The organism is Cupriavidus sp. CPT47-8839-RL05A, from assembly GCF_058792255.1.
On record NZ_JBYTEG010000008.1, the window covers coordinates 238652 to 263314 of the forward strand.

At 63.5% G+C, this 24663-nt stretch carries 22 protein-coding genes; 2 read left to right on the forward strand and 20 right to left on the reverse strand.

Annotation, left to right across the window (positions count from 1 at the left end):
• Position 1: 1 nt before the first annotated feature.
• The 10 genes from AC3WVS_RS12295 to rfbB all read right to left on the reverse strand — a co-directional run bounded on the left by AC3WVS_RS12295 (position 2) and on the right by rfbB (position 10318).
• Positions 2 to 868, reverse strand: coding sequence for an ABC transporter permease (locus AC3WVS_RS12295; protein WP_492318857.1), 867 nt, complete (start codon positions 866 to 868; stop codon positions 2 to 4).
• The gene (locus tag AC3WVS_RS12300) at positions 868 to 2049 is read right to left on the reverse strand and encodes a DegT/DnrJ/EryC1/StrS family aminotransferase (RefSeq protein WP_492318858.1); all 1182 of its coding nucleotides are present in this window, start codon (positions 2047 to 2049) and stop codon (positions 868 to 870) included. Before AC3WVS_RS12300 ends, AC3WVS_RS12295 begins: the two co-directional genes overlap by 1 nt.
• 3 nt (positions 2050 to 2052) lie before the next feature.
• Complete coding sequence (locus tag AC3WVS_RS12305) at positions 2053 to 2982, reverse strand: GDP-L-fucose synthase family protein (protein ID WP_492318859.1); 930 nt, start codon at positions 2980 to 2982, stop codon at positions 2053 to 2055.
• A gap of 2 nt (positions 2983 to 2984) precedes the next feature.
• Positions 2985 to 4115: a GDP-mannose 4,6-dehydratase gene (gene gmd, locus AC3WVS_RS12310; protein WP_492318860.1), complete on the reverse strand. Its 1131-nt coding sequence runs from the start codon at positions 4113 to 4115 to the stop codon at positions 2985 to 2987.
• A gap of 19 nt (positions 4116 to 4134) precedes the next feature.
• Complete coding sequence (locus AC3WVS_RS12315; RefSeq protein WP_492318861.1) at positions 4135 to 5550, reverse strand: mannose-1-phosphate guanylyltransferase/mannose-6-phosphate isomerase; 1416 nt, start codon at positions 5548 to 5550, stop codon at positions 4135 to 4137.
• Positions 5551 to 5711: 161 nt separating this feature from the next.
• Complete coding sequence (locus tag AC3WVS_RS12320) at positions 5712 to 6836, reverse strand: glycosyltransferase family 4 protein (RefSeq protein WP_492318862.1); 1125 nt, start codon at positions 6834 to 6836, stop codon at positions 5712 to 5714.
• A gap of 77 nt (positions 6837 to 6913) precedes the next feature.
• Positions 6914 to 7465 (reverse strand): dTDP-4-dehydrorhamnose 3,5-epimerase, encoded by a 552-nt coding sequence (gene rfbC / locus AC3WVS_RS12325; protein WP_492318863.1) that lies wholly within the window; start codon positions 7463 to 7465, stop codon positions 6914 to 6916.
• Positions 7462 to 8340, reverse strand: coding sequence for a glucose-1-phosphate thymidylyltransferase RfbA (rfbA, locus tag AC3WVS_RS12330; protein ID WP_492318864.1), 879 nt, complete (start codon positions 8338 to 8340; stop codon positions 7462 to 7464). Before rfbA ends, rfbC begins: the two co-directional genes overlap by 4 nt.
• A gap of 9 nt (positions 8341 to 8349) precedes the next feature.
• A complete protein-coding gene (rfbD, locus tag AC3WVS_RS12335) occupies positions 8350 to 9264 on the reverse strand; it encodes a dTDP-4-dehydrorhamnose reductase (protein ID WP_492318865.1) in 915 nt (304 codons plus the stop codon).
• Positions 9254 to 10318 carry a dTDP-glucose 4,6-dehydratase gene (gene rfbB, locus AC3WVS_RS12340; protein ID WP_492318866.1) on the reverse strand — a complete coding sequence of 355 codons (1065 nt, stop codon included), beginning with the start codon at positions 10316 to 10318 and terminating at the stop codon, positions 9254 to 9256. The genes rfbD and rfbB overlap by 11 nt, the downstream gene beginning before the upstream one ends.
• 232 nt (positions 10319 to 10550) lie before the next feature.
• Between rfbB and AC3WVS_RS12345 the strand changes: the two genes are divergently transcribed.
• Complete coding sequence (locus tag AC3WVS_RS12345; RefSeq protein ID WP_492318867.1) at positions 10551 to 11399, forward strand: symmetrical bis(5'-nucleosyl)-tetraphosphatase; 849 nt, start codon at positions 10551 to 10553, stop codon at positions 11397 to 11399.
• Positions 11400 to 11434: 35 nt separating this feature from the next.
• On the opposite strand, the gene AC3WVS_RS12350 is transcribed toward AC3WVS_RS12345, so the two are convergent.
• The 10 genes from AC3WVS_RS12350 to hemC form a co-directional block, all read right to left on the reverse strand.
• Positions 11435 to 12268 (reverse strand): lysophospholipid acyltransferase family protein, encoded by an 834-nt coding sequence (locus AC3WVS_RS12350; RefSeq protein ID WP_013957748.1) that lies wholly within the window; start codon positions 12266 to 12268, stop codon positions 11435 to 11437.
• Positions 12265 to 13548, reverse strand: coding sequence for a dihydroorotase (locus AC3WVS_RS12355; RefSeq protein ID WP_492318868.1), 1284 nt, complete (start codon positions 13546 to 13548; stop codon positions 12265 to 12267). Before AC3WVS_RS12355 ends, AC3WVS_RS12350 begins: the two co-directional genes overlap by 4 nt.
• Positions 13549 to 13616: 68 nt before the next feature.
• The gene (locus AC3WVS_RS12360) at positions 13617 to 14591 is read right to left on the reverse strand and encodes an aspartate carbamoyltransferase catalytic subunit (protein WP_010813825.1); all 975 of its coding nucleotides are present in this window, start codon (positions 14589 to 14591) and stop codon (positions 13617 to 13619) included.
• Positions 14592 to 14683: 92 nt separating this feature from the next.
• Positions 14684 to 15220, reverse strand: a complete 537-nt coding sequence (gene pyrR / locus AC3WVS_RS12365; protein ID WP_492318869.1) for a bifunctional pyr operon transcriptional regulator/uracil phosphoribosyltransferase PyrR — start codon at positions 15218 to 15220, stop codon at positions 14684 to 14686.
• The gene (ruvX, locus tag AC3WVS_RS12370) at positions 15217 to 15642 is read right to left on the reverse strand and encodes a Holliday junction resolvase RuvX (protein ID WP_012353630.1); all 426 of its coding nucleotides are present in this window, start codon (positions 15640 to 15642) and stop codon (positions 15217 to 15219) included. The genes pyrR and ruvX overlap by 4 nt, the downstream gene beginning before the upstream one ends.
• A complete protein-coding gene (locus AC3WVS_RS12375; RefSeq protein ID WP_010813828.1) occupies positions 15635 to 16207 on the reverse strand; it encodes a YqgE/AlgH family protein in 573 nt (190 codons plus the stop codon). Before AC3WVS_RS12375 ends, ruvX begins: the two co-directional genes overlap by 8 nt.
• A gap of 102 nt (positions 16208 to 16309) precedes the next feature.
• Positions 16310 to 17017, reverse strand: coding sequence for a pseudouridine synthase (locus tag AC3WVS_RS12380; protein WP_492318870.1), 708 nt, complete (start codon positions 17015 to 17017; stop codon positions 16310 to 16312).
• Positions 17018 to 17176: 159 nt separating this feature from the next.
• A complete protein-coding gene (locus tag AC3WVS_RS12385; RefSeq protein ID WP_010813830.1) occupies positions 17177 to 18367 on the reverse strand; it encodes a heme biosynthesis protein HemY in 1191 nt (396 codons plus the stop codon).
• A 4-nt stretch (positions 18368 to 18371) separates the two neighbouring features.
• A complete protein-coding gene (gene hemDX, locus AC3WVS_RS12390; protein ID WP_492318871.1) occupies positions 18372 to 20492 on the reverse strand; it encodes a fused uroporphyrinogen-III synthase HemD/membrane protein HemX in 2121 nt (706 codons plus the stop codon).
• A 9-nt stretch (positions 20493 to 20501) separates the two neighbouring features.
• Positions 20502 to 21515: a hydroxymethylbilane synthase gene (gene hemC / locus AC3WVS_RS12395; protein ID WP_492318872.1), complete on the reverse strand. Its 1014-nt coding sequence runs from the start codon at positions 21513 to 21515 to the stop codon at positions 20502 to 20504.
• A 74-nt stretch (positions 21516 to 21589) separates the two neighbouring features.
• On the opposite strand from hemC, the gene ppc reads away from it, so the two are divergent.
• Entirely contained in the window at positions 21590 to 24628 is a 3039-nt protein-coding gene (gene ppc, locus AC3WVS_RS12400; protein WP_492318873.1) for a phosphoenolpyruvate carboxylase, read from the forward strand.
• Positions 24629 to 24663: the final 35 nt, after the last annotated feature.

A 24663-nucleotide genomic window follows, 5' to 3' on the forward strand; every position in this document is an offset into this window, starting at 1 on the left:
TTTACATCAGATCGGCGAAGCCGCTTTCAGTACGCCGGAAGAACCGGATTCCCGGGATGAGAAGCACGATCGTGATGCCGACGGAAATTGCGAGGGCGTCCCAGTGCAAAGGATTCTGCCCGCCTAGCAGGCACCAGCGGAATCCGTCGATGATGCCTACCATCGGATTTAGCGAATAAAGCAGCCGCCACTTCTCTGGAACGATCGAGCTTGCAAAGCCGACAGGCGACAGATAGGCACCCAACTGAATGGCAACCGGAACCAGAAAGCGAAAATCCCGGTACGAGACGTTGAGCGCCGCCACCCAGAGGCTGCATGCCAGTATGAACGAGCAGAGCAAGATAACGAAGAGTGGCAAAAAAATGACCTGCCAGCTCGGCATATGGAGATAGAACATCGACAGGCCGAGATACACGAGGCCAGCGATGACGAAATCGACAACTCCAACGAACAGTGCACTGAGCGGCACGATCAGCCGTGGGAAATACACCTTCGAGATGATATGGCCATTGCCCACAACACTGTTGCCTGCATCAGAGAAGGTCGCCGAGAAGAACTGCCATGGCAGCATTCCCGCAAACACCAGCAACGCATACGGTGCGTCGTTCGACGGCAACTTGGCAAGCTTGCCGAAGACAAGCGTGAAGACCAGCATGGTCGTGAGCGGGCGAAGGACGGCCCAGCTCATTCCCATCGCGGTCTGCTTGTATCGCACCAGCACGTCCCGCCACACGAGCAGCATCAGCAGCTCACGAAAGCGCCATAGGTCGCGCCAGTAGTGGCTTGAATCCGGTTGCGGCGTGATCAGGATCTCCGGCTTCGACTCCGCCGACACCTTGCGCTCGGGGACGTTCAGGGCATTCTGCATCACACTATTGCACCCGGCAGTTCGGCTAGCGCTTGCTCGAGAAGTTTGAATTCGTCATCCATCGGATAGTGGTGATTCCCGATAAAGCAACCCGAGACATCGATCTCTTCCGCGTTGGTTAGGCTACCGTGAATGGAATAGTCATACCACTTCAGCACTTCATTCTTAGCGAAATTGCCGGCAACGATAGGGCGCACATCGATCTGGTGCTTCGCAAACGCCGCGATCAGGTCGGCGCGTGTGAACGGCGCATCGGGTTCGACAATCAGGCTGAAGCCGAACCAGCTGCTGTTGCCAATCTCGCGCTGAGTGCGCAAGTGCCGCACGCGTGACATCAGCGCCTGGAACTTCGATGCATTTCGGCGACGCTGTTCCACCATGCCAGGCAGCTTGCGCATCTGAGGAATACCGATTGCACCGCTCAGTTCCAGCGGACGCACGTTGTACCCAGGCAGCACGAACCGGAAGGATTCCTCGAACGGATTATCACTCTTGGTTCCGCAAACGTGATTGTGCTTGGGCAGGTTGCGCGTCCAGCCATGGGCGCGCAGTGCCAAGAGAATGTGATACAGCTCTTCGTCGTCGGTCACGACCACGCCACCTTCCATGGTCGAGATGTGATGACTGAAGAACGATGAGTAAGTACCCATCAGTCCGAACGTCCCGGTTTGGCGCCCTTCGAAAGTTGCACCCAGCGACTCACAATTGTCTTCAACGATGTCGATATTGCGATCGCCGACGATCTGGCGGATGCGGGTGAAGTCGTTCGGGTTGCCCAGCAGGTTGACCACCATGATCGCTCGCGTTTGCGGGGTGATCGCGCTGGCTAGCGCATCGAGGTCATAGTTAAGCGTCTCGCGGTCAATATCGACGAAGCGGACTCGCAATCCATACTGCTGCAGCGGATGGTAGGTCGTACTCCACGACACTGCCGGCACGATGACTTCATCGCCAGCCTGCAGCGGATTGCTTTTCCGGAATAGCAGCGCGCCGACCATCACGAGGTTGGCGGAGGATCCAGAATTCACCATTACGCTATAGCGGCTGCCGACGCTTTCGGCAAACACCCGCTCAAACTCGGCAACATGCTTACCCATCGTAAACATGCCCGATTCGATGACGCGTTGCATTGCATCGAGCTCTTCCTGGCCCCACGTAGTACTAGCAAGCGAGTACGGCATCCATTACCCCAAGTGATTCAAATAATAGTCATATGTAGCACGCAGCCCTTCAACCAGCGACGTCCGGGCAGCCCAACCCAACTGGCTGGCACGACTGGTGTCAACCAGCTTCCGGCTCATGCCAACCGGCTTCGACAAGTCATGCTCGAAGCGTCCCATATAGCCAACCACTTCTGCCGCAGCCTGGTAGTACTCATTGACTTCGTAGTCCCGACCGAGTCCGATATTCAGCAATCCTGGAAGGCTGTCGAAGCGGTCGATAAAGGTGAAGATGGCATCCGCCAGATCGCCCGCATACAGAAACTCTCGCCGAGCGGTCCCATCGCCCCAGATGTCCACTGCGTCGCGGCCCGAAGACTTCGCCTCGTGCAGTTTGTGAATGATGGCTGGCACCAGATGCGAATGCTGCGGATCAAACTTGTCGTACTTGCCGTACAAGTTGCATGGAATCAGCGTCTTGTACTGGCACTCCTGGCTTTCCCGGCTGATGTAATCGCACAAGCGCGCCACTGCACATTTCGCCAGCGCATACCCTTCGTTGGTCGGCTCGAGCTGTCCTGTTAGAACTTCCTCTTCGCGCAGGGCATTGGGACTGTTCCGCGGATACATGCAAGAGCTGCCAAGATTAAGCACACGTGCAACCCCGGCATCGCGAGCGGCCATGAGCAGGTTCTTGCCCATGTCCCAGTTCTCCACAAGAAACGCTACCGGCTCACGAATATTTGCCTGGATTCCGCCAACCCGGCCAGCCGCGTGCACAATACACGACGGTCGAAGGTCGCGCAGGACGCCGCGTACCGCATCGAAATTGCGCAGATCCAATTCCCGACTGGACGGCGCCACGATATCGACATTACGGAGCTTGGCCAAATCGAGCAGGTTTCGCCCGACCATGCCAGTTCCACCTGTAACAAGAATGGGACCCTGAGGCACGATTATTTCTCCCCAAGGTCCGGTCGGAAGATCTTCAAGCCGCGACCTAGTACGGCCTTCTCACGGGCGGCAAGCGCTGCATCGGCCTGGGCCATTTCCGCCACAAGCTCGGCAAAAGACGTCTCCGGCGTCCAGCCAAGCTTTTCGCGCGCCTTGGTCGCATCGCCAAGCAGCGTTTCCACTTCAGCAGGACGGAAATATCGTGGATCCACCCGTACGATCGTGGCTCCCAGAGCCAAGTGACTGGCATATTCTTCGTTTTCGACCTTGTCCACGATAGCCACCTCATCGACACCTTCACCTTGCCATCGCAGGGTGATACCAAGCTCGCGCGCAGAAAGATCAACAAACTCCCGGACACTGTGCTGTTCGCCTGTGGCAATAACGAAATCCTCGGGCCGCTCCTGTTGCAGCATGAGCCATTGCATCGTCACGTAATCGCGTGCATGACCCCAGTCGCGCAGAGCATTCATATTGCCGAGGTACAAGCAATCCTGCATGCCGAGCGCAATGCGCGCAAGACCGCGGGTGATCTTGCGAGTAACAAACGTCTCCCCGCGGATCGGACTCTCATGATTGAAGAGGATCCCGTTGCAAGCATAAAGCCCATACGATTCACGGTAGTTAACCGTGATCCAGTATGCATAGAGCTTTGCTACGGCATAAGGACTGCGCGGATAGAAAGGCGTCGTTTCTTTTTGCGGCACTTCTTGCACCAAGCCGTACAGTTCGGATGTCGATGCCTGATAGAAGCGCGCGGTCTTTTCAAGACCGAGAATCCGAATCGCCTCCAGCAAGCGCAGAGCGCCGATGCCGTCGGAGTTTGCGGTGTACTCGGGCTCTTCGAACGACACCTGAACATGGCTTTGGGCTGCCAGATTGTAGATTTCCGTCGGTTGAACCTTGGCGATGATCCGCAGCAAGCTGCTCGAGTCCGTCAGATCCCCATGGTGAAGTTCCAAGTTAGGGCCGCCCGAATGCGGATCATGGAAAAGGTGATCGATGCGATCAGTGTTGAAGAGCGAAGTTCTGCGTTTGATTCCATGGACCTGGTAGCCCTTGGCTAGCAAAAATTCGGCCAAATAAGCACCATCCTGTCCAGTGATGCCCGTAATGAGTGCGACTTTGCTCATAGATGCCACGTGTCCTTTCTTAAACCCGGCCGTAAGTGTCTTCAAAGCGGACGATATCGTCTTCCGCGAGATAGTCCCCGCACTGCACCTCGATCATGACCAAAGGCAGCCTTCCGGGGTTTTCCAGCCGGTGGCGATTTCCGGCCGGGATATATGTCGATTCATTGGTGTTCACCAGCGTTTCCGTTTCGCCGTTGATCACCTTCGCCATGCCGTTGACCACGATCCAGTGTTCGCTGCGGTGGTAATGCATCTGCAGCGACAACGATGCGCCCGGCTTGACCTCGATGCGTTTGATCTTGAATCGTTCGCCACCGCCCAGGATGGTATATGTGCCCCAGGGCCTATGTACCGTTCGGTGGATCCTGCTGGATTCGTGCCCGCGCTCGCTCAGTTGGCGGACAATCTCCTTGACCTCCTGTGTTCGCTCCTTGTGAGCAACGAGAAGCGCATCGGCCGTATCGATCACGATGAGATCGCTGACACCCACCATACCAACGATGCGATCCTCACCGCGTACGTAGCAATTCTTGCTATCGTGCAGCAGTGCCTCACCCTCAATACAGTTGCCACTGCCATCGGCCCCGGCAAGCGCACCGATAGCATTCCAGGAGCCCACATCACTCCAACCGATGTCACAAGGCACAACGGCAAGCTGATTGGACTTCTCCATCAGCGCATAGTCGATCGAGATACTCGGCACTCCTTCGAACCGACTTGCCTCAAGATCGGTCTGGGAAAAGCCATCGGCCGTCACAATTCGTGACTCGTCGAAGCACTCCTTCACAGCATTGAGAATATTGCCAGCATGCTCTTCGAACTGTGATAGAACAGTGCCTGCCCTAAAACAGAAAATCCCCGAGTTCCAAAGGTAGTTGCCCGCTGCAAGATATTCGGCAGCCTTTTGTGCCGACGGCTTCTCGACAAAACGTTTGACTTGCGTGCCGCTCGCCTCAATGTACCCGTACCCCGTTTCGGGCGCATCCGGACGAATTCCCAGCGTAACGAGATAGCCTTTCTCAGCCAAATCCCTTGCCTTGCCCACAGCGTCCGCGAAGGCCGCATGATCGGATATCAGGTGATCCGCAGCCAGAATCAGCAAGGTCGCGTCGTTACCGTAAGTCTTTGATACATGCAGCGCAGCAGATATAACAGCCGCCGATGTATTTCGCCCGAACGGCTCGAGAATGAAAGATGTGGCCATCCGGGAGTGGTTAATCTCACGATACTCATCTTCCGTCTTGAAGAACAACTCCCTGTTTGTGACCGTAAGGATTTCGGCAACATCGGGCAGTGCAGCCGCACGCAGAAACGCCTTCTGCAACAGACTCTGTGAATCCGGCAGACGAATAAACGGCTTGGGATGAAACTCCCGAGACACCGGCCATAGCCTTGTCCCAGCCCCACCCGACAGAATAACGGGAATAAACGTCATTGAAATCACCAAGTCCGTATATGAATCAAAAATCTTGCCGAATAACGATGGATAACGTCAAATGTAGCATTCGTAATCCCATCGATTCGCGCCATTCCACCAGCACAATCCATGTCCGCACTTCCGCCACCTGCAGTCCCTCTTCCGCCCGCTCGCTCAATTCAGGCAAATTCCTGAATTACGCTACGGTAACGGGCCACCACCCTCTTCTCATCAAACTCACGCTGCACCTTTGCTCGGCCAGCCCGCCCCATCTCGCGTCGCACCGACGCGTTTAACTGGAGCATCGCTTCCATTTTTGATGTCAGGTCATCCGCATTGCGTTCCGCACACAGGTAACCATTTACGCCGTGCTCAACGATGTCCTTGCAACCGGGAACATCGGTCGCTATCACCGGCCGCTCCATTGCCGCGGCCTCGAGCAGAACACGGGGTACACCCTCACGATAGGAGGGCAGCACAATGCAGTCTGCCGCTGCAATGGCCGGCCGCACATCAGCCGCTTCGCCCAGATATTCAACTACGCCATCCTCTTGCCAACGTCGAATCTGTTCGATGGGTATGGCGCTAGGATTCGCGGAACCGCCCGGCCCAAGCAGAAGGAAACGCACATTCCTATATCGCACCCCGAGTTGTCGAGCCGCATCGACGTACTCGCCGATACCCTTGTCCCACAACATGCGCGCAATCAGTAGGAATGTGAAACGCTCCGATGGCCCGGGCGTGATATCCGAAAGCTGCCGGAAATAGGTCAGGTCTATGCCCTCCCCTGGCAACACGACGCACTTCGATGAGTCCACCAGTTTTCTGGAAACAAATGCGCCGCGGTCTTCATGATTGAGAAACCAGACCGCCTGCGGAAATCGCAACGCTATCCGATACAGGAGTTTGCTGACCCGTGACACCAGACCGACATTAAGAAACACGTAGCCCAGCCCGGTAGTGATTGCAATGGATTTCGCCCTGGCCAGCCACGCAGCGACCGATCCGTAGATATTGGGCTTGATCGTGTAATGAAAGATCACCTTAGGGCCAACGCGCCGGTACAGGGCACTCAGTACCAGGACAAGCCGCAAGTCTTCCAGAGGATTGTGGCCTTGCGGTGACATGGGTACAGCGTGAAAAATACAGCCCAGTCCCTCCAAGGCAGAAGAATAGCCGTCCGTTGGTGCGACAACGTGCACTTCATAGCCATCCGCAATCAAAGCTACCATGACACCACGGCGAAATTGGTACATGGCCCATGCCGAATTCCCGCAAAAAAGGATCCTTTCACGCGCTGCCATGCAATTCACTCCAACGGTGAAGGGCGATGACGGGGCGGAGAATCATTCCGGATATTCATGTTCGCACGCACCATGACTCAAAGCGGAAGCTCAGCGTGCAACAGCGACACTGCCGCAGCGTCTTTCGCCGCTAGCACGGGTGTCTCAGACAATGGCCACGAAATACCGATCTCGGCGTCATTCCATACCACCGACCGTTCGTGTTCGGGATACCAGTAGTCGGTCGTCTTGTATAGAACCTCTGCCTCTTCAGAGACCACGAGGAAACCGTGCGCGAAACCCTCCGGCAGCCATAGCTGCCGCTTGTTTTCCGAGGAGAGCAATACGCCGACCCATTTGCCGAAATTCGGCGATGAACGGCGCAAGTCAACCGCCACGTCGAAGATTTCTCCCCGCAATGCCCTCACGAGCTTACCCTGCGGATGCTGGATCTGATAGTGCAAGCCGCGCAAAACATTTCGCACAGATCGCGAATGGTTGTCCTGCACGAATTCCCGCTTCACACCGGTAGCCTGCTCGAAGACACGCGAATTGAAGCTTTCGAAGAAGAAGCCGCGATCGTCCCCGAATACCCTCGGTTCTAGAACGAGCACCTCAGGCAATGCCGTTTGCGTCACGGTCAGGTTCATTTGACAGACTCTGAAATGACTTGCATGAGGTACTTGCCATAACCGTTCTTCGACAACGGACGCGCCAGCGCAGCAACCTGCTCCGCACTAATCCATCCGTTCCTGTATGCGATTTCTTCGGGACAGGCCACCATCAAGCCCTGTCGGCTCTGCAGGGTGGCGATGAAAGTCGCAGCCTCCAGAAGCGAATCGTGCGTGCCGGTATCGAGCCACGCATAGCCTCGCCCCATGATCTCGACGTTCAACTTGCCCATTTCCAGATACCGCTTGTTGACGTCTGTAATTTCGAGCTCGCCGCGAGCAGACGGGCGAACCTCGGAAGCGATATCGCACACCTGCTTGTCGTAGAAATAGAGCCCTGTCACGGCGTAGTTCGAGCGCGGTCTCGCAGGCTTTTCTTCAAGCGAGATCGCGCGGAACTGGTCATTGAACTCGACAACCCCATAACGCTCGGGATCGTGCACATGGTACGCGAACACCGTAGCGCCATCGTCGACAATGGCCGTGCGAGCGAGTTGTGCAACAAGATCGTGGCCGTGGAAGATGTTGTCTCCCAAGATCAGGGTGGAGGGATCGTTACCGATGAATTCGCGTCCGATGATGAACGCCTGCGCCAGCCCATCCGGCGAGGGCTGGACCGCGTACTGCAAGTTGATGCCCCAGTTGCTGCCGTCGCCCATCATGTCTGAAAAGCGCGTAGTGTCTTCCGGCGTAGAGATCAGCAGGATGTCCCGAATCCCCGCCAGCATCAGCGTCGAAAGCGGGTAGTAGACCATCGGCTTGTCGTAGACGGGCATGAGCTGCTTCGACACCGACCGCGTGATGGGGTATAGCCGCGTGCCGGAACCTCCGGCCAGAATAATGCCTTTACGCATGGTGACCCTTTATGGAAGGACCTGGTCCAGCAGGAAATGAATGCCCTGCTTCCAGTCCGGAAGGTGAACGCCGAAAGTCTGGCGCAGACGCGCGGTGTCAAGCCGGGAATTCGACGGACGTGGCGCAGGCAGCGGATAGGCTGTTGCAGGAATGGCTTCAATCTGCTCAGGATTGGCCTTAAGCTCTACCCCACGCGCACTGGCATATCGCAGCAACTCGGAAGCATAGGCGTGCCAGGTTGTCTCTCCTGCGGCAGCGAGGTGATAGATGCCAGGTACAAACGCGTCACGGTCTCCAAAGAGCCAATGCCGCGCGATGATTTGCGCCGTGATATCAGCAATCAAGGACGCGGTAGTCGGGGCGCCAAACTGGTCAGCAATGACGCGCAAACTTTCACGCTCCTTACCTAAGCGCAGCATGGTCTTGGCAAAATTGCCGCCATGGGCACCTGCCACCCAGCAGGTGCGCAGGATCAGCGCCTGTGCCCCGGCAGCGGCAATAGCCTGTTCGCCCGCAAGCTTGCTCTTGCCATAGACCGATTGGGGATGGACCGCGTCGGTTTCAACGTAAGCACCGTCCTTGGTGCCGTCAAAGACATAGTCGGTCGAATAGTGGACCAGCAGACTGCCGAGAGCCTTTGCCTCCTCGGCGAGGATGCCGGGTGCCGTGCCGTTGATGGCAAAGGCCAGATCCACTTCGGTTTCCGCCTTGTCCACCGCGGTGTAGGCCGCCGGATTGACGATCACGTCGGGCCGAATATCACGCACCACACGACGGACTTCGTCCGGTCGCGACAAGTCGCAGCCGGTGCGATCCAGTGCCACCACATTTCCGAGCGGCGCAAGGCTCCGGCGCAGTTCGAACCCTACCTGCCCGTTGCTGCCTGTTACGAGAATCGTCGGAACCACCGGATTACGCTGCATATTGCTTCACCACCCAGTGCCGGTACTCGCCGGACATCACGTCCTGCACCCACGCCTGGTTATCCAGGTACCACTGCACCGTCTTGCGCATGCCGGATTCAAACGTCTCCGCCGGCTTCCAACCCAACTCGCGCTCCAGCTTGCGAGCATCGATGGCATAGCGGCGGTCATGCCCCGGACGATCCTTCACGAAGGTTATCTGGTCGCGGTAAGAACCGGTGGTCTTGGGACGCAGTTCGTCCAGCAGATCGCACAGCGTGTGCACCACGTCGAGATTGGTTTTCTCGTTCCAGCCGCCGACGTTGTAGGTTTCGCCGAGCCGTCCCTTGGCCAGCACCTCGCGGATCGCCGAGCAGTGATCGCGTACGTACAGCCAGTCGCGCACATTCAGCCCATCGCCATAGATCGGCAGTGGCTTGCCCGCCAGCGCATTGGCAATAATCAGCGGGATCAGCTTTTCCGGGAAGTGGTACGGGCCGTAATTGTTGGAGCAGTTCGTCGTCAGGACCGGCAGCCCGTAGGTATGGTGATAGGCGCGCACCAGGTGATCCGATGCAGCCTTGGATGCCGAGTACGGGCTGTTGGGCGCGTAAGGCGTAGTCTCCGAGAACTGCGGGTCGGTTTCGCTCAGCGAGCCGAACACCTCGTCGGTCGAGACGTGGAGGAAGCGGAATTCAGACTTGGCCTGACCCTCCAGGCTGTCCCAGTAAGCGCGGGCCGCTTCCAGCAGCGTGAAGGTCCCGACGATGTTCGTCTGGATGAATTCGCCGGGGCCGTGGATGGAGCGGTCAACGTGGCTTTCCGCCGCGAAGTGCACGGCTGCGCGCGGCTTGTAGGTCGCGAAGAGCTTGTCCAGTGCACCACGGTCACATATATCCGTTTGCGAGAATACGTGGCGCGGATCGTCCTCGACCAACGCCAGCGTCTTCCGGTTGCCCGCATAGGTGAGCTTGTCGACGTTGACGACCCCATCCGCCGCCTTGTCGCCCAGCCATGCCAGAACGAAATTGGCGCCAATGAACCCAGCGCCGCCTGTGACCAAAATATGCGACAAAACTTGCTCCTTGCCTCGATATGTTTCGATGACCCGGCAAATGCCGAGCGCCCACCTTGTCCGCTTCCTGGACGGCGGGGCGTTAAGTGCCTGCAGAAGTGGCGGTATTCTATCCGACGGAATGCCCTAACCTACATCCCCTCCCCCTCTTTTTGTAGCCTCATGTAACCATGCCACGGTATATCGGTCACAAAACTACAAATAGAAGCGAAATAGTTTTTCACCGATTCTGATGCCAACCGATAAAGTGCTTCATTCGACACCACATGCCGTCGGCGACCTACAGGGTTGTGCAGCCTCGCTGGACATCCTATTGGGCGAATTGCCAACCCAGCCAGCCCTCCGCTTCGTCGGCGACCTGGTCAACCGCGGCCCAGCCTCCCTCCAAACCCTCCACGCCATCCGCGCCATGGGCAACCGCACTGAAACCGTCCTCGGCAACCACGACATCCACCTCCTCGCCGTCGCCGCTGGCGTCCGCAAAAAAGGCAAATCCGACACCCTGGACGACATCCTCAACGCCCCCGACCGTGAGGACTTGCTAACCTGGCTCCGCCACCGCCCCCTGGCCCTGCTGGAAAACAACTTCCTCCTGGTCCACGCCGGCGTCCTCCCCCAATGGACCGCCACCCAGGTCATCGACCTCGCCCGCGAAGTCGAAGATCAACTCCAAGGCCCCAACTGGCAACGCTTCCTCGCCGACATCTTCGGCAACGCCTCCGACCGCTGGCACGACGGCCTGCGCGGCATTGATCGCCACCGGGTGGTGGTCAATGCCCTCACCCGGCTACGCTACTGCACTGTCGATGGCGTGATGGACTTCAAGACCAAGGAAGGCCTGGGCCAGGCGCCGGATGGGTTCATGCCGTGGTTCGACGTGCCGGGGCGGCGTACCGAGGATGTGACCGTGGTATGCGGCCATTGGTCGACGCTGGGCCTGGTCATGCGGCCGAATCTGATGGCGCTGGATACTGGCTGCGTCTGGGGTGGCAAGCTGACGGCGGCCCGGTTGGCACAGGATCCTGCCGAACGGACCGTCGTTCAGGTTGATTGCCCGCAATATTGTGACCCGCTGGCCTGACTGGCAATCCCGCGTTGGCGGGGACGACAGGACGGCTAGCTGATGGCAGCGGAGCTTGGCTGGGGCACGCCGCCGGGCTCGACGGGGTGGTTCAGCCGTCGGGCCGCGGCGGCAGCGTGTTCCGGCGCGCCCTGGCTGAGGTGGGCGACCACCTCCCTGGCGGAGTTCGCAAGCTCGCGGCGGTCGCCCGAGGCCGGCACCAGCGCAGGCCCGATTACCAGCCTGGCCTTGATTCGGGGTGCGCGCAAGACCGCTTCCAGTGACTGCAGCAATGTGGTCTCGCCGATGTAGGCGGCGGCAAGCGTTGGTTGCCCCGTAGCGGCATCGAGGTAGTTCAGTCCCAGAGGCTGCACGGGCAACCCGCCAGAAATCGGCGCCTGCATCAGGTTGGCGTGGAATGGCAGCACCTCGGTGCCGTCGGTCGTGGTGCCTTCCGGGAACACGCCGACGAGGTCGCCCTGCAGCATCACGTCGGTGATGTCGTGCAGCACGCGGTGGGCATCGCGTTTGCGCGCCCGTTCGATGAAGATCGTTCCCGTCTTGCCGCACAGCCAGCCGATCAGCGGCCAGTCGCGTATCTCTGACTTGGCGACAAACCGCACCGGCTGCCAGCTGTGGATGACGTAGATATCCAGCCACGAAATATGGTTGGAAACCACCATCGCGCCCTGGCGGCCAGCGCCGTGCGACGCTGCGCCGGTGGCGTCCACCACTTCCACCTCCACCCCGCAAATCCGCAGCAACCGCCGTGACCAGCGGCGAATATGCCACTCGCGCGTGCGCACGCCCAGCCACGGGAACAGCAAGGCGCAGGTCACTAGCCCGCGCAGCAGGTGCAGCACCAGCGCGGTCTTGCGCAGCCAGATCATGCGTGGGCGTGGTTTCCGTAGACGACTTGCCCGCCGACCAGGGTCATGCGGACCTTGCCTTCCATCTCGTAGCCGAGCCACGGTGAGTTCTTGCCCTGGCTCTTGATGGAGCGGCGGTCGACCTTCCAGACCTGCCTGGGGTCGAACACGCACACGTCGGCGGCGCTGCCGACGGCCAGGGTGCCGGCCTTCAGGCCGATCACGCGCGCGGGTTCGGCGGTGATGCGGGCCAGTGCCTGGGCCAGCGGGACCTTGTGCTCGGCGGCCCAGCGCAGGGTCAGCGGCAGCAGCAGTTCCAGGCCGGTTGCGCCCGGCGATGCCTCGGCGAACGGCAGCAGCTTCTCGTCGTCGTCCACTGGCGTGTGGTCCGAGCACAGGGCGTCGATGGTGCCGTCGGCCAGCGCGGCGACGATGGCGTCGCGGTCGCGCGGGCTGCGCAGCGGTGGCGAGAAGCGCATCTGCGAGTTGAAGTAGCCGATATCCATGTCGGTCAGCGAGACGTGGTGGATATTGACGTCGCAGGTCACTTTCAGGCCTTCGCGCTTGGCCTGGCGCACCAGTTCCAGCCCCGCGGCGGACGACAGGCGGCACAGGTGCACGCGGGCGCCGGTGCTGCGCATCAGTTCGAAGATGGTGTGCAGGCGCACGGTCTCGGCGATCACGGAGACGCCGGACAGGCCCAGGCGCGAGGCCACGGCGCCGCTGGCGGCGACGCCGCCCCCCAGGAACGGGTCTTCCGGGCGCAGCCAGACGGTGAAGCCGAAGGTCTGTGCGTATTGCAGCGCGCGCAGCAGCACCTGGGTGTTGAGGACAGGGGCCTCGGCCTGGCTGAAGCCGACGCAGCCGGCTTCCGTCAGCTGGTTCATCTCGGTCAGCGTCTCGCCCTTCAGGCCCAGCGTCAGCGCGCCCAGCGGGTACACGTGGGTCTGGTTCAGGGTGCGGGCGCGGAACTTCAGCATCTCGACCAGGCCCGGCTCATCGAGCACGGGATCGGTATCGGGCGGGCAGACCAGGCTGGTCACGCCGCCAGCGGTGGCGGCGGCCACTTCGGATTCGAGCGTGGCCTTGTATTCGTAGCCGGGCTCGCGCAGGCGCGCGGACAGGTCGACCAGGCCGGGGCACACGATCAGGCCGCTGGCATCGACGGTCTTGTTGGCGGTGAAGTCCGCCGGGGCGCTGCCAACGCCGACGATCTTGCCGGCGGCGATGTAGAGGTCCTGCGTGGCGTCGGTGTTGCTGGCCGGATCGATCAGGCGGCCGCCCTTGATGTGAATCTTCATAGCTTGGCTTGTCGTGTCGCTTGGCTGGTTCGGTGTGGTCTGGCGCGTTTCGTGGGTCAGCCCTGTTGTCATTCGTCGCTGTTCCCGGCCACGATGCCCATCACCGCCATGCGCACGGCGATGCCAAAGGTCACCTGGTTCAGGATCACGGACTGCGGGCCGTCGGCCACGGCGGAATCGATCTCGACGCCACGGTTCATGGGTCCCGGGTGCATCACGATGGCGTCGCGATTGGCCAGTGCCAGGCGCTCGGGCGTGAGGCCATAGGCCTTGAAGTATTCCTGCGCCGACGGCAGCAGCGCGCCGCTCATGCGCTCGTTCTGCAGCCGCAGCATGATGACTACGTCCACGCCCTTCAGGCCCTCTTCCATGTCGTGGAAGACGCGCACGCCCATCTGCTCCAGCCCCGACGGCAGCAGCGTGCGCGGACCGATGGCGCGCACTTCGGGCACGCCCAGCGTGGTCAGCGCGTGGATGTCGGAGCGTGCCACGCGCGAGTGCAGGATGTCGCCGACGATGGCCACCGTCAGGTTGGTGAAATCCTTCTTGAAGTGCCGGATCGTGTACATGTCCAGCAGGCCTTGCGTCGGGTGCGCGTGGCGGCCGTCGCCGGCATTGATCACGTGCACGTGCGGCGCGACGTGCTCGGCGATCAGGTAAGGTGCGCCCGAGCTGGCATGGCGCACCACGAACATGTCGGCGGACATCGCCGACAGGTTGTTGATGGTGTCCAGCAGCGACTCGCCCTTGCTGGTCGACGAGGCGTTGATGTTCAGGTTCAGCACGTCCGCCGACAGCCGCTTGGCGGCGATCTCGAAAGTGGTGCGGGTGCGGGTGGAGTTCTCGAAGAACAGGTTGAACACGCTCTTGCCGCGCAGCAGCGGCACCTTCTTGACATCGCGGTCTGAGTCGGACAGCGATACGAACTGGCTGGCGGTGTCGAGGATGTGCGTGATCATGTCACGCGACAACCCCTCGATCGACAACAGGTGCTTCAGTTCGCCGTTCTTGGTGAGCTGCGGGTTGCGGAACGTCTTGGTCATGGCTGGTCGGGCGCGGGCAAAAAACGGGGGTGGTCTGGTCTCGGAGCTGGGGGCCAGGCGCGCACGGGCGCGCCTGGGGCATGCGGGCCGGTTCAGCCGGTGGCGGAATCGGTAGGTTCGGTCGCAAAGGCGAATTGTGCGCCGGCACCCTCGCCCTGGCGCGACAGCACCAGCGTGGTGCCGGGCGGCAGCGCCATCTCGGCGGCAGTCAGGTCGGCGGCAATCGGCAGCTGGCGCCCGCCGCGGTCGACCAGCACGCCCAGCGCCACGCGCGCGGGGCGGCCGTAGTCGAACAACTCGTTGACGGCGGCACGGATGGTGCGGCCGGTGGCCAGCACATCATCGATCAGCAGGATGTTGCGGTCATCCACCGAAAACGGCAGCGTGGTCGGCTGGGCCTGGCTGTGCAGGCCTTTCTTGGCATAGTCGTCGCGATGGAAGGCAACGTTGATCACGCCATGCTCGGGCAGCTTCAGGTCAGCGGCCAGCCGCGCGGCGATCCATGCGCCGCCAGAATGGATGCCGGCCACCGACCAGCGCGCACGCTCGGCCTCGGGGATCAGGGCCCGGGCCTGGTCCAGCAGCTTGCGGTACAGCGACTCGGCGTCGGGAACGGAAATCTGCGTCATAGCGGGAATTGGTCGAAATACTGTTGCAGGATGATGCGGGCGGCCTCGGCATCGAGCTCGCCGCGGCGGGCGCCGGCCATCGACGCGGCGCGCGAGGTATAGCGCTCGTCCACCCACTCCACCGGCAGGCCGAAGCGGCCGTTGAGCTGGTTGCCGAAACGCCGCGCCAGCTTCATCGAGGGCTGCTCGCCGCCTTCGGGGTTGACCGGCATGCCGACGATCAACTGCACCGGGTTCCACGCCTGGATGAGCGCCGCCACGGCCTCGAAGCGGCCTTCCACGGTGATATTGGGGAGAATGGTCAGCGCACGCGCCTCGCGCGTGATGAAGTTGCCCAGCGCAACGCCGATCTTTTTTTCGCCGTAGTCGAATGCCAGGACCGTGCCGTCGCGGGGCAGTTCACGCCCCACGGCATCAGGCATGCCCGGCCTCGCCCGACAGCATGGTGAAGTCGATGCCCAGCAGCCGGATGGCGGCGGCGAAGCGATCGTCGGGCGGCACGCTGAAGATGATCTCCGGGTCGGCCTGGACCGTCAGCCAGCCGTTGCGGCTGAGCTCTTCCTCCAGCTGGCCGGCGCCCCAGCCGGAGTAACCCAGCGTCAGCAGGAAGCGGTGCGGGCCGCTGCCGTTGGCCACGGCCTCGAGCACGTCCTTGGAGGTGGTCATCTCCAGCCCGCCGGGCACGGCCAGCGACGACACATAGACGCCCACCGGGTCATGCAGCACGAAACCGCGCTCGGTCTGCACCGGGCCGCCGAAGTAGACCGGCTGGTGCGCGACTGGCTGGATTTCAAGCTTGAGGTCGATCTTGTCGAACAGCGTGGCCATGTCGATGTCGATGGGCCGGTTGATCACCAGCCCGAGCGCGCCACGCTCATTGTGTTCGCAGATATAGACGACGGAACCCGAAAAGGTCGGATCGGCCATGCCAGGCATGGCAATCAGGAACTGATTGGTCAGATTGATAGGTGCTTCGGGCTTCGCCATGCCTTGCATTTTATCAAATCGCCGGGGGTCTTCCGGAAAAGATTGGCGGGCGTTGCAGTGCAGCAATGAGCGCCCGGCCACGCTCTGGAACTGCCGTTTGGCTCAATCCTTGCGGGTCAGGGCGGCCAGCTCTTGTGCCGTCAGCCAGCGCCACTCACCTTCGGCCAGGGCCGGATCGAGCTGCAGGCCGCCAATGGCGCTGCGATGCAGCGCGCTGACATGGTTGCCGGCCGCCGCCACCATGCGCTTGACCTGATGGTACTTGCCTTGCACCAGGGTCAGCCGCAGGCTGCGTTCGCCGGTGATCTCACATGCTTCTGCAGCGATCGGCGCCGGTTCGTCGAGCAGCTGCACGCCACTGCACAGCGCTTCGGCCTGTTCCTGCGTGACCGGCTCGGCAGTCGTCACTTCATAGATCTTGGGCACCTTGCGCTTGGGCGAGGTCTGGGCGTGGATGAACTGGCCATCGTCGGTCAGCAGCAACAGCCCGGTGGTGTCGTGGTCCAGCCGCCCCACGGCCTGCACCTCGCGCTGGCGCAGCGGCACCGGCAGCAGGTTGTAGACGCTGGGATGATGGCGCGGGCGCTGCGAGCACTCGTAGCCGGTGGGCTTGTTCAGCATCAGGTAGGCCTTGGTGCAGGCCAGCCATTCCTCGCCGTCGACGGTGAGCCGCAGGCCGTCGACTTCAAACTGCGCGCGCGGGTCTTCGCACAGTTCGCCGTTGACTTCGACCAGCCCGGCGGCGATCAGGTCGCCGCAGTACCGGCGCGTGCCAAAGCCCTGGGATTGGAGGATGCGGTCGAGTGTCATGGAATGGAAAGTACGTAAGGATGGTTGATGGCCCGGGATGACAAGCGCCACGGAGCTCTGGGCAACCGTTTGTGTGCTCCCTCTCCAGCAAGCGGAAGAGGGAGCAAGCCGTCAGTTTGCAGGCTTTGTCAGCGGTGAGTTCGCGAGCGCCTGAAATCCTCAGGCCGCCAGCATCGCGCTCTCGCGATAATGCCGCTGCGCGTCGTCGAAGCGCTCGGTTTCCTCAAAAAGCCGCGCCAGCGCCAGGTGCGTGCGCACGCGCAGCCGGCGCTGCTGGTCGGGCTCGGCATATTTCAGCGCGCGCTCGAAGCTGGACTGGGCCTTGCCCCACAGCTTCTCGCCCAGGCACAGCACGCCCAGCGTGTAGTAGAGGTCGGCGTCGGCGGGATGCGCGGCCAGCCACTTCTCGGCCTGCTGGATCTGCGGCAGCGCGTGGCCGGGAACGGCGCAATCGGCATAGCGCAGCACCAGGCGGCTGTCCCAGTTAACCTTGAGCGCGTCTTCGATGATGCGGCGGGCTTCATTCTGCCGGCCCAGCGCCGCGAAGTAACGCGCCGCGGGTTCGGCGATGCGGGTGGCGCGGCGTTCGTCGGCGGACAATGAGCGCCAGAACTCGGTCAGCGCGTCGGCGTCGTGGCGGCGTTCCTCCAGCATGGCTTCGACGGCCATCTGCTTGAGCCGCAGCGCCAGCACCGGATGCAGCGCGTTGCGCTTTTCCAGCGAGCGCGCCAGGCGCAGCACCTCGGTCCAGTTCTTCAGGTGCTGGTGCGCGCGCAACGCGATGCGCTGCACGTGGATCTGGCGCGCACCCTGCGACTGCAGCTGGGCGATGGTCTCCAGCGCGCCGTCGGCGTCGCGGGCATCGACCAGCAACTCGGCCATCGACACCAGCCGCGCCTGCTCGCGCTCGGGGTCGGTGACCTGCGCCATCCAGGCGTCGCGCCGCTCGGTTTCCTGCATCCGGTGCGCGGCGCGGGCGCCGATCAGCGCGGCGGTCTGGGCCTGGTCGTCCCAGGACTGCGCCTCGCGCGCGGCGCGCTCGGCGCGGGCGAAGCGGCCGGCAAACAGGTTTTCGATCGACTCGCGCAGCGCCGCCTGTGCCTTGCTCATGCGGCTGCGCTCGCGGTAGGCGGCGGCGCGGCGCGGCATGTCGGCCAGATGGCGGACGGTGGACATCACCGTCCACACCACGAAGAACAGCAACAGCAGCAAGGCCAGCGCCAGGTTCAGCGACAGCTCGACGCGATACGGCGGATAGAACAGCACCACATTGCTGTGGTTGAACTGCGTGAACAGGGCCAGCCCGACGGCGCCGCCAAACAGGACCGCAACCCAGAACAGAAGGCGCATGGGCTTACTCCTTCTTCAGGGCATGCAGCGCGCCCAGGCTTTCGGACATGGTCGGCAACTGCACCGTGACCGCGCCGGCCTGCGCCTGCCGCAGCAGCGTCAGCACCCCCTGCACCCGGCGCGACTTGGTATCGAAATAGCGGCCGATCATCGCCTGCGCGGCGGCCAGGTCGTTGCGGAACACGGGTTCGTTGCGCGACAGCAATGCCAGGCGCGCATTGAGCAGGCGCAGCTTGACGTTCTCGCGCAGGAACCAGCCCTGGTCGCCAGACAGCAGCAGCGCCTCGGCGTCGTCGACCTTGCGGATGCGGACCACCTGCGCCAGTTCTTCGCGCAGGTAATCCCACAGGCGCGTGAACCAGCCCGGGCCCGCGCCGTTGGCGGCGGCCGGCGCGCTGGCACCGTTGGCCGCGGCGCCCTTGCGGGCGTCGGCCTCGCTGCGCTCCAGCATGCGTTCGCTGGACAGCAGCGGCAGTGAGTCGACCTGGTTGATGGCCTCGTCCAGTTTAATTGCAGAGCCGGTCAGGTCGGTGTCGGGCACCGCCTTCATGCGCGCGACGTCGCGCGCGATGGCGCGGCGCAGCAGGTTGTATTGCGGCTTGTCGGCGCGCGCCAGGCGGGCGTCGGCGCTTTGCAGCGCGGCCAGCGCCACCTGCACGTTGCCGGTCAGCTGCAGTTGCTGGCCGGCACTGGTCAGCAACTGCTGGATCTCGGCGATTTCCCAGTCGTCGCGGTTGCGCATCAGGTCCTGGTAGACCTGTTCCAGCGCCACCTGCTTGTCGCGGGTCTCTCCGACCTGGTTCTCCAGTGCACCGACCTTGGCCTGCAGTTCCTTGACCGTGTCCTGCGCGTTGCGGGTGAGCACGCGCGACTCCTGCACCAGCGCATCATTGCTTTGCTGGCGGCGCGCGAGCTCGCCGGTCAGGTGGTCAACGCGCTGCTGCAGCCACCAGAAGCCGCCAGCCGTCGCCACCACCAGCACGGCGACGAGCGCCCACAACGCAGCGGACCGCCGTGAGGCTGCACTGGGAGCAGCGGGGGTAGCGGGGCCCGGCGCGGGCGCGGCTTGCGCCGATGCTGCGGAGGCCGCCGTGGGCGGCGGCGTAGCGGAGGAGGACGTGGTTTCTTGCGTCACGCGTTCGACCTTCGTTGACGTTGCGGGAACTGCTGCGTCCGGCACGGGGGCCGGCGGCGCTTCGGCTGTGGCGCTGGGCGGGCTGGCTTCGATTGCCGCGCTGGCCATGCTTGCCGGCGCCGGACCGGCATGGGCATCGGCCCACTGCAGGCACGCCGCCAGCAGGCCGGCATCGCCCGGGGCGGCGCGCAGGATATGGGGAAAGCCCAGCGCCAGCGCCTGTTCGGCGATTCTCGCATGCGGCGCGATGCACTGCACCTGCCGCAGGGCAGCGTCTTCCTCAGGCGACAGATGCTGGCGTGCCAGCGCGTCAAGGTTGCGCACCGCTTCAGAACTGGTTAGGAGCCACGCATGCGGCGCCGCGCCGGGACGCAGGTTGTCGCGCACGGCCTGCCACTGCATGGCGCTGGGTTCGGGCAGCGTGCGCTGGTAGGCCTCGACGGCCTCGACCTGGGCGCCGGCCTCGCGCAGGCGGTCGCCCAGCCAGTCGCGCCCGCCGTTGCCGCGGATGATCAGGACCGGCTTGCCCGCCAGCGCGGCGGGATCGAGCTGGGCCCACAGGGCCTCGGAGTCGAAGCGCAGCGCTTCGGCCTCCGGTGCGGCGTCATCGGGACCCTGTCCGTTTGCGGCAGCGCCCGCGGGCGCGATCACCCGGCACGCGGGCGGCGCGATGCCGCGCTCGGCCAGGGCCGCGACGCTGGCCGGGCCGACCACCGCCACCGGCACCTGCGCCGGCCATGGGGCCACGGCCACGCCCTGCACGCCGGCCAGTGCGTCGAGCGCGTAGGCAATGGCATTGGGACTGACAAAGACCACCAGCGCAAAGGTGTTCAGCCGCGCCAGCGCCGCGCGCAGCGGCGCGTCGTCAACGGCCGGGCCGATGCCCAGCAAGGGAAAGCTGAGTACGTCCAGGCCCGCGGCCTGCAGCGCCTCGGTCAGTTGCCGGGACTGCCCGGCGGGTCGTGTGACAACGACGGTCGGGCTGGGCATGGGGCAGCCTCAGGCAGGAGCTTGGGAGCCGGCGGGATCGCCAGAATCGGCCAGTGCCGCGAGGATGGCTTCGGCACCCTGCGCCAGCAGGTCGCGCGCGCAGGCCTGGCCAAGCGCTTCGGCAGCAGCCAGGTCAACTGCCGGCCCGGACGCGGCAGCGCGGATGGCGCGCGTGCCATCGGGCAAGGCGACAAAGGCGTCCAGCTTCAGCTGATCGCCTTCCCAGCGCGCATGGGCGGCCAGCGGCACCTGGCACGAGCCGCCCAGCATGCGCGACACGGCGCGCTCGGCGCTCACGGCCAGCGCCGTCGGCTGGTGGTTCAGGGGCGCCAGCCATTGCGCAAGTTCAGGCCGGTTGGCCAGGATCTCGATGCCGAGGGCGCCCTGGCCTGCGGCCGGCAGCGACACCTCGATCGGGATCAGCGCGCGGATGCGCTCGCCCAGGCCCAGGCGCTTGAGGCCGGCGGCGGCCAGGATGATGGCGCCGTATTCGCCGCGATCCAGCTTGCCCAGCCGCGTGTCCAGGTTGCCGCGCAGCGGCTTGATCACCAGCTGCGGATAGCGGCTGCGCAGCGCGGCTTCACGGCGCAGGCTGGAGGTGCCGACCACGATGCCGGCCGGCATCTCGTCCAGCGAGGCGTAGGCGGAAGACACCAGCGCGTCGCGCGGATCCTCGCGTTCCATCACCGCGGTCAGGGCGAAGCCTTCGGGCAACTCCATCGGCACATCCTTGAGCGAATGCACCGCCAGGTCCGCCCGGCCTTCGTCCATCGCGAACTCCAGTTCTTTGACAAACAGACCCTTGCCGCCGACTTTGGACAGCGTACGGTCTAGAATCTGGTCTCCGCGCGTGGTCATGCCAAGAATGGACACGTCGCACGCGGGATAGTATTGTTGCAATGCAGCACGCACATGTTCTGCCTGCCACAGGGCCAGACGGCTCTCTCGGGAGGCAATGACGAGCTTTTGCGGAAGATTGCGAGACACGACAGCGGTAGAGGAAGACAGGGTGGCAGACGACATGCGTCAATGGTAGCACGCGACCCAATAGTCCCTCCGCATCAATAGATAAGCTAGAAGCAGAACGAGGAGATTGCATGACGCAGCATGCTGCGCGCCCCAACGGCCGGCGGACCGCCCCGGCTGCGAAAGACCAAAGCCCTGCCCTCGGCGCCGGCCAGGGTGACGCAAACGGCGCATCCACCGCCGAACCGAAACGCCCCGCCAGCCGCAGCGGGACCAAACGTTCCCCCAAGCCCAAGCTTTCCATCGTGTCGAGCAACGGAACCACCATCGCCCCCACCGCCCGCCGCACCGCCGACAAGGACGTGCCGCTGCGCGAGGACATCCGCTTCCTGGGCCGCCTGCTGGGCGAATGCCTGCGCGAACAGGAAGGCGACGCCGCCTTCGAGGTGGTCGAGACCATCCGCCAGACCGCGGTGCGTTTCCGCCGCGAGAACGACCGCGCCGCCGGCGCGGAGCTGGACCGCCTGCTCAAGCGCCTGTCACGCGACCAGACCAACCAGGTCGTGCGCGCCTTCAGCTATTTCTCGCACCTGGCCAATATCGCCGAAGACCAGCACCACAACCGCCGCCGGCGCGTGCACGCGCTGGCCGGCTCGCCGCCGCAGGCGGGCAGCCTGGCCCACGCGCTGGAGGCGATCGACGCCGCCGGCGTGACCGGCAAGCAGCTGCGCAAGTTCCTGGACGAGGCTCTGATCGTGCCGGTGCTGACCGCGCACCCGACCGAAGTCCAGCGCAAGAGCATTCTCGACGCCGAACGCGAGATCGCCCGCCTGCTGGCCGAGCGCGACCTGCCGATGACCGCGCGCGAGCGCGACCACAACACCGCGCAGCTGCGCGCCAAGGTCACCACGCTGTGGCAGACCCGCATGCTGCGCGATTCGCGCCTGACGGTGGCCGACGAGATCGAAAACGCCCTGTCCTACTACCGCACCTGCTTCCTGCGCGGCATCCCGCAGCTGATGAGCGAGCTGGAAGAAGACATCGCCGCGGTGTTCCCGACCACGCGCAAGCGCAAGGGCACCCCGGGCGCGCAGCCGGCGCCGCTGGCGCCGTTCCTGCAGATGGGCTCCTGGATCGGCGGCGACCGCGACGGCAACCCCAACGTCACCGCCGAGACGCTGGAGCACGCCGCCAGCCAGCAGGGGCAGATGATCATCGACTGGTACCTGGATGAGGTCCATGCGCTGGGCGCGGAGCTGTCGATGTCGACGCTGATGGTCGACGCCAGCCCGGAACTGCTGGCGCTGGCCGAGCGCTCGCCCGACCACTCCGAGCATCGCGCCGACGAACCCTACCGCCGCGCGCTGATCGGCATCTACGCGCGCCTGGCCGCAACCAGCAAGGCGCTGACCGGCCACGCCGTGCCGCGCCGCCCGGTGGCGCCGGCCGAGCCCTATGACAGCGCCGAGGCCTTTGCCGCCGACGTGCAGGTGGTGGTCGACTCGCTGCGCGCCAACCATGGCCAGGCGCTGGCCAACGGCCGCATCGACGCGCTGGCGCGCGCCATCGGCGTGTTCGGCTTCCACCTGGCATCGGTCGACATGCGCCAGGTCTCGGACGTGCACGAGGCGGTCATCGCCGAGCTGTTCGCCGCCGCCGGCATCGCTCCCGACTACGCCGCCCTGCCCGAGGCGCGCAAGCTGGAACTGCTGCTGGCCGAACTGCGCCAGCCGCGCCTGCTGACGCTGCCGTGGCACGAGTATTCCGAGCAGACCCGCAAGGAACTGGCGATCTTCGCCGCCGCGCGCGAGCTGCGCGCGCGCTATGGCAAGCGCATTGCGCGCAACTACATCATCTCGCACACCGAGACGCTGTCGGACCTGGTCGAAGTGATGCTGCTGCAGAAGGAATCCGGCATGCTGCAGGGCACGCTGGGCAGCAAGACCGACCCGGCGCGCATGGAGCTGATGGTGATCCCGCTGTTCGAGACCATCGAGGACTTGCGCAACGCCGCCGGCATCATGCAGTCGCTGCTGGACCTGCCGGGCTTCGATTCGGTGATCGCGCACCATGGCGTCGAGCAGGAAGTGATGCTCGGCTACTCGGACTCGAACAAGGACGGCGGCTTCCTGACTTCAACCTGGGAGCTGTACAAGGCCGAGCTGGAGCTGGTGCAGCTGTTCGAGCAGCGCCAGGTCAAGCTGCGCCTGTTCCACGGCCGCGGCGGCACCGTCGGCCGCGGCGGCGGCCCGACCTACCAGGCCATCCTGTCGCAGCCGCCGGGCACGGTGAACGGCCAGATCCGGCTGACCGAGCAGGGCGAGATCATCAACAGCAAGTTCGCCAACGCCGAGATCGGCCGGCGCAACCTGGAAACCGTGGTCGCCGCCACGCTGGAAGCCTCGCTGCTGCCGCAGCAGAACGCACCCAGGGACCTCGACATGTTCGAGGCCGTGATGCAGCAGCTGTCGGACCGGGCCTTCACCGCCTACCGCGACCTGGTCTACGAGACCCCCGGCTTCAAGGACTACTTCTTCGCCACCACGCCGATCACCGAGATTGCCGACCTGAACCTCGGTTCGCGCCCGGCCTCGCGCAAGCTCATGGACAAGAAGAACCGCCGCATCGAAGACCTGCGGGCGATTCCGTGGGGCTTCTCGTGGGGCCAGTGCCGGCTGCTGCTGCCGGGCTGGTACGGCTTCGGCAGCGCGGTCAAGTCGCTGCTGGACACCGCGCCGGACGACAAGGCGCGCAAGCTGGCCGTGACCACGCTGCGCCGCATGGTCAAGACCTGGCCGTTCTTCTCGACGCTGCTGTCCAACATGGACATGGTGCTGGCCAAGACCGACCTGGCCGTGGCCTCGCGCTACGCCCAGCTGTGCGACGACGCGGCCCTGCGCCGCACCGTGTTCAACCGCATCAGCAAGGAATGGCACCTGACCTGCGAGATGCTGACGCTGGTCACCGGCCACCAGGAACGCCTGGCGGACAACCCGCTGCTGGCGCGCTCGATCAAGAACCGCTTTGCGTATCTCGATCCGCTGAACCACTTGCAGGTCGAGCTGCTCAAGCGCTTCCGCTCGGGCAAGGATGGCGATGACATCCGGGTGCGGCGCGGCATCCACCTGACCATCAACGGGGTCGCGGCGGGCCTGCGCAATACGGGCTGATTGGCGTCAGAATGCTGCCGGTCTGCGCCCCTCTC